Here is a 4,284-nt window from a genome sequence, read left to right as displayed (position 1 = left end):
TCCAGGTCCCGCAGGGACTGTTGCAGGACGACCGCCGACACGTCGGCGAGCCAGGCGCGTTCCTCGGTGCGCTTGGCCTGGGTGATGCGAAGCCGGGACAACTCTGCCGACTTCACATACGGCAGCCCCGCCGCGTGCGCTTCCTTGCGGTCACGCAGGCAGTCGTTCCACACCACCCGTGCGCACCCGAACGCACTCGCCAGCGCACGGCGCTGGGTGGCGTCCGGGTAGGCCCGGTAGTTGTAGCGGAGCTGCATGACAAAGACATTACTACAATTGGTCTCATGGATGGAGAGAATGACTACAGACGTGGCAGGCATGTTGTTTCGGCAATGCATGTGCACTTGGTCTTCGTGACGAAGTACCGGCGCGGGGTGTTCGACGACGAGATGCTGACGCGCTGCGAAGAGATCATGCGCAAGGTCTGCGAGGACTTCGAGGCGGAGCTGAAGGAGTTCAACGGCGAACGCGATCACGTCCACCTCCTGGTGCACTACCCGCCCAAGGTCGCCGTCTCGAAGATGGTCAACAGCCTCAAGGGCGTCTCCGCTCGCCGGATACGGCAGGAGTTCACCGGACGGATCAACCGCGCCATCATGCACGGGCACCTGTGGTCGCCCTCGTATTTCTCGGCATCGTGCGGCGGAGCACCGTTGGCGATCGTGCGCCAGTACATCGAGCAGCAAAAACGTCCGCTCTGAGGTGCACGTCAGAGCAGCCTTGAGATGCATTCATCCCCGGCGTGAACGCCGGGGCCTTCTGCAAGACTCCCGCTAATCGGTAATGCCGTAGCTACGGGGCTTCGGGGCCGGCGTCTCCGGCTTGCACGGCGACCGCCGCCTCCAGCAGGGGCCAGCCGTCGACCTCCACCGCCCGCCGCTCCTCCGGTTGCCACCCACGGGCCAGCACCACATCGAGCAGCGCCCGGACGGCGCCCGGCTCGTGCAGGTTCAGGTCTGCGCCCTGGGTGAAGCCCACGTCCCCGGAGCCGAAGGGGGCCCCGCCCGGGACGTACCGGCCGGGCCCGTCGGCAAAGACAATGCGCAGCGGCCCGCCGGTGCCGGCAGGCTGAGGGGACAGGGTGAGAATCTGGCGGCAGTCCATGGACCGCCCATCGTGGCCCCTTCGGTGGCTGTGGCGCATCGTCCACATGTACACGCGCCCGTCGGCGACCAGCCTGCGGGACTTCTTCGAATGGCGAGGCACACAGGTGAGGCTACGCGGCCCGATCCACAAGACACCCCGTGCGGTGAGCAAGATTCGATGAGACTGTCCGTTCTCATCCATCGTGTCAGGGAGCCATGTCGGTGAGCTGCGCACTGACAACTGCCTTGAGACAAGACGGGCGAGCGATCCGGCTGGGGATCAATGGGCTTGGATGTCACGGGGTCGATGTCTCAATGGTCTTGTCAGTTCCGGTGAGCGCCGACCGGGCAAGTGACAGAACCACTGAGACCCCGCACAGTGGATTCTCATCGATCTTGTCAGCTTTCCGAGTCAACACCGCCTCATCGGAACATGGCGTGGCCGCCGAACGGGCGCTCCAACGCGCACTATGCGGCATGAGCGGAGGTCGTCCGGCGGTGTCCTACCGAACCGTGGTCCCGCTCGACACGTTATGTGACACCTACGGCTTGGCTGACGAGGTGATCGGCGATCCTGCCGGGGCTGCGGAGTCCAGCGCCCCCGCGTAGTCGGGCAGCTCGATGCCGTTGATCGCGCGCCCGACCAGCTCGGTGAACCATTCGCCGACGAAATCGGGGCGCGGCTCGGCGTCTGGCCCGGGGATGTCGCGGCTGCGGGCGTTCAATCGGCCGATCTCCTGGTTGGCCTCGACGAACGAGCGCATCCGCGCCTCGTAGCGGGTGAACCCGATGTCGGGGTCCCACTCGGCGGCGGCCAGCTCTCCGGCCAGCAGGTAGGCGCCGACCAGTGCCAGCCCGGTGCCCTGCCCGGACATCGGTGAGGAGCTGAACGCCGCGTCCCCGAGCAGCCCCACCCGTCCGCTCGACCAGCGGTCCATCACCACCTGGGCGACCTGGTCGAGGTAGAAGTCCGGGGTGTCGTCCAGGTGCGCGAGGATGTCCGGGGCCAGCCAGCCCAGGCCCGCCATCCGCTCACGCAGCAGGCGCTTCTGGGCCGCGACGTCACGGTGGTCGACGTCGGGGTCAGGGGAGACGAAGTAGAACATGGCCATCGCCCGGGTGGCGTCCTGGATGGGGCGCAGGAGGGCTGAGCGCCCGGACTCCTGGTCCTGGTACTCGAGCAGCCAGCGGTCCAGCCCGAACTCGTTGGGCACACTGTAGAAGGCCAGCACGTGTCCGAGGTGGCGGAGGAACCGCTCATGCGGCCCGAAGACCATCGCCCGCAGCTCCGAGTGCAGCCCGTCGGCCCCGACCACCAGGTCGAACCGCCGCCGGTCGCCGCCCGCGAAGACCACGTCGACCCCGTCCGCGTCCTGGGCGAGCTCGGCGATTCGGTCGCCGAAGATGTACTCGACACCGTCGCGGGTGTCGTCGTAGAGCACCTGGGACAGGTCCCCGCGCAGGATCTCGATGTCCGCGATGAACCCGTCGCCACCGTCGTCGTCCGCACGGAAGGTCTCCAGCACCTGCCCGTCCGCGTCCACGGTGTGCGCGCCGGCGGTGTCGGTGCACGCCGCGCGGACCGCCGCGTCCAGCCCCATGCGCCCGATGACCTCCTTGGCGACCCCGCGCGCGTCCACCGCCTGCCCGCCGGGACGCAGCTCGGAAGCCCGCTCCACCACGGTCACCTCGGCCCCCCGCCGGCGCAGCCAGTGGGCCAGGGCGGGTCCCGCGATGCTCGCCCCCGCCACCAACACCCTGGGACCACTCACCCGCATCCCCTGCTCGCCCGTCCGGATCGTACGCTCCTGCTCGGAGTCGTCGACGCCCATCACTGCCTCCATGTGCTTCCTCCCGCGCTGGAACGTTCCCAGCACAGGCCCACCGCTGTCGGTGGATCCAGGACATGGACTGTGGATCCGCACCAAACTCATCGGTACGGCCGAAATCGCGTCCACGCTCCCGCAAACATCCTGAACTCGGTATGCGCGCGTCGGGCATGGTCATGATCACCTCGACCTCGGCAGACATCGATGAGAAGCGCCAACTCCGATAAGACTTCACATCAGCCCAGGATGGTGTAAACCAGGCGAACCAGGCTGTCAGCTAGGCCGGATTCTGATGCTTCGCCAGATCTGCGCGCAACACGGTGAGACTCTGAAAGACCAGTGAGAACGGACAGAGACGAACAGGATGGTCGTCAAACTTCCCTACGGCGAGACCGGTCAAGGTCCGATGAGACAGGACACCCGCCGCGGATGGTGGCACGGCCTACCGCTGGTCGGGCCATGCATCCAGCACGTCGCCGCCGTCCTCGTCCGACAGGGTGACGCGGGCGTCGGGCATGGTGCCCCCGTAGAGGCCGACCCAGTCAGGGAACGTGTCCCGGGCGACGTCCTCACTCCCCCACCAGCCGTGCTGCACCGGCCACTCGGGGGTAGCGAGCAGCAGGTGGTAGCGGCCCGGGCTGGTCATGCGAGCCGGATCCCTCTCGCCCGGCCCGGTGTGCGGACGATCGCCTGCTTCGTCTCCAGTTCGACCAGCTGGTAGTGCACGCTGGCGCTGCGCATGCCGACCGCGTCCCCGATCTCCCGCACCGTCGGCGCCTCGCCACGGTCGGCGATCGCCTGCCAGCGCAGGACGCGCTCCTGGGTTTCGGTGAGGTGCTCTACACGGTGCATACTCAGACTAGAGCATGTGTTCGAATTCTTCGGCAAGCGGAGACACGGCCGCACGGAGAGGAGCGGTGTCCCGTGCCACTGGATCTTGACCGTTTGCCATCGGACTTTGACGGACGCGAGTTTGTGTCATCGGAGTTTGATCACCGCAGGTCAGCGACTCAGCGCACCTTCGGTGCGCGCCGGGGGCGTGGTAAAACCCGTGGCGCGCTGGAGGTGCTTCTGTCTGCCCTGACGGCCATCTGCACGGGTGCAGCCTGTCGTCACCGTTCCGTCACAAGTAGTCGCCGCACGGAACCCTGCCGCTCTCCCGCCCTGTCTGCACTCACGTACCACGACCACGCGTACCGCGGGGCAACAACCGACGACCGAAACCCGCGGACGAGACGACTCAGGGGGACGACAGCATGCGTCACAGCAACGGCATTCGCAGGGCGGCTCTGGCGACGACGGCGGTCACGGCCGTCGCGGCGGCGGTGACCGGCATCCTGCCCGGCACCGCCATGGCGGCGAGCACCACC

General features: G+C 67.4%; 6 protein-coding genes. 1 reads left to right on the top strand and 5 read right to left on the bottom strand.

Going from position 1 to position 4,284, the window contains the following annotated elements; genetic code table 11:
• The coding region (locus ACH47Z_RS46945; RefSeq protein ID WP_399086719.1) for a helix-turn-helix domain-containing protein at positions 1–257 on the bottom strand (257 nt) is incomplete at its 3' end.
• A 27-nt stretch (positions 258–284) separates the two neighbouring features.
• Here ACH47Z_RS46945 and tnpA point away from each other — a divergent pair.
• A complete protein-coding gene (gene tnpA, locus ACH47Z_RS46940) occupies positions 285–701 on the top strand; it encodes an IS200/IS605 family transposase (RefSeq protein WP_399086716.1) in 417 nt (138 codons plus the stop codon).
• A gap of 91 nt (positions 702–792) precedes the next feature.
• Here the strand turns inward: tnpA and ACH47Z_RS46935 are convergent, their stop codons facing one another.
• The 4 genes from ACH47Z_RS46935 to ACH47Z_RS46920 all read right to left on the bottom strand — a co-directional run bounded on the left by ACH47Z_RS46935 (position 793) and on the right by ACH47Z_RS46920 (position 3,766).
• The gene (locus tag ACH47Z_RS46935; protein WP_399086713.1) at positions 793–1,206 is read right to left on the bottom strand and encodes a hypothetical protein; all 414 of its coding nucleotides are present in this window, start codon (positions 1,204–1,206) and stop codon (positions 793–795) included.
• A 421-nt stretch (positions 1,207–1,627) separates the two neighbouring features.
• Complete coding sequence (locus ACH47Z_RS46930; protein ID WP_399086710.1) at positions 1,628–2,929, bottom strand: FAD-dependent monooxygenase; 1,302 nt, start codon at positions 2,927–2,929, stop codon at positions 1,628–1,630.
• Between the two features lie 427 nt (positions 2,930–3,356).
• Positions 3,357–3,560, bottom strand: coding sequence for a hypothetical protein (locus tag ACH47Z_RS46925; protein WP_399086707.1), 204 nt, complete (start codon positions 3,558–3,560; stop codon positions 3,357–3,359).
• Positions 3,557–3,766 (bottom strand): LexA family protein, encoded by a 210-nt coding sequence (locus ACH47Z_RS46920; RefSeq protein ID WP_399086704.1) that lies wholly within the window; start codon positions 3,764–3,766, stop codon positions 3,557–3,559. The genes ACH47Z_RS46925 and ACH47Z_RS46920 overlap by 4 nt, the downstream gene beginning before the upstream one ends.
• Positions 3,767–4,284: the final 518 nt, after the last annotated feature.

Source organism: Streptomyces sp. NPDC020192, assembly GCF_044388685.1.
GTDB lineage: Bacteria > Actinomycetota > Actinomycetes > Streptomycetales > Streptomycetaceae > Streptomyces.
Note: the sequence above shows the minus strand (reverse complement) of the source record. Positions and strands in the feature narration are given on the sequence as shown.

Excerpts from the sequence above, each read along its gene's own strand:
- tnpA (WP_399086716.1), top strand. The coding sequence starts at position 285 with ATGGATGGAGAGAATGACTACAGACGTGGCAGGCATGTTGTTTCGGCA.
- ACH47Z_RS46930 (WP_399086710.1), bottom strand. The coding sequence starts at position 2,929 with ATGGAGGCAGTGATGGGCGTCGACGACTCCGAGCAGGAGCGTACGATC.
- ACH47Z_RS46925 (WP_399086707.1), bottom strand. The coding sequence starts at position 3,560 with ATGACCAGCCCGGGCCGCTACCACCTGCTGCTCGCTACCCCCGAGTGG.
- ACH47Z_RS46920 (WP_399086704.1), bottom strand. The coding sequence starts at position 3,766 with ATGCACCGTGTAGAGCACCTCACCGAAACCCAGGAGCGCGTCCTGCGC.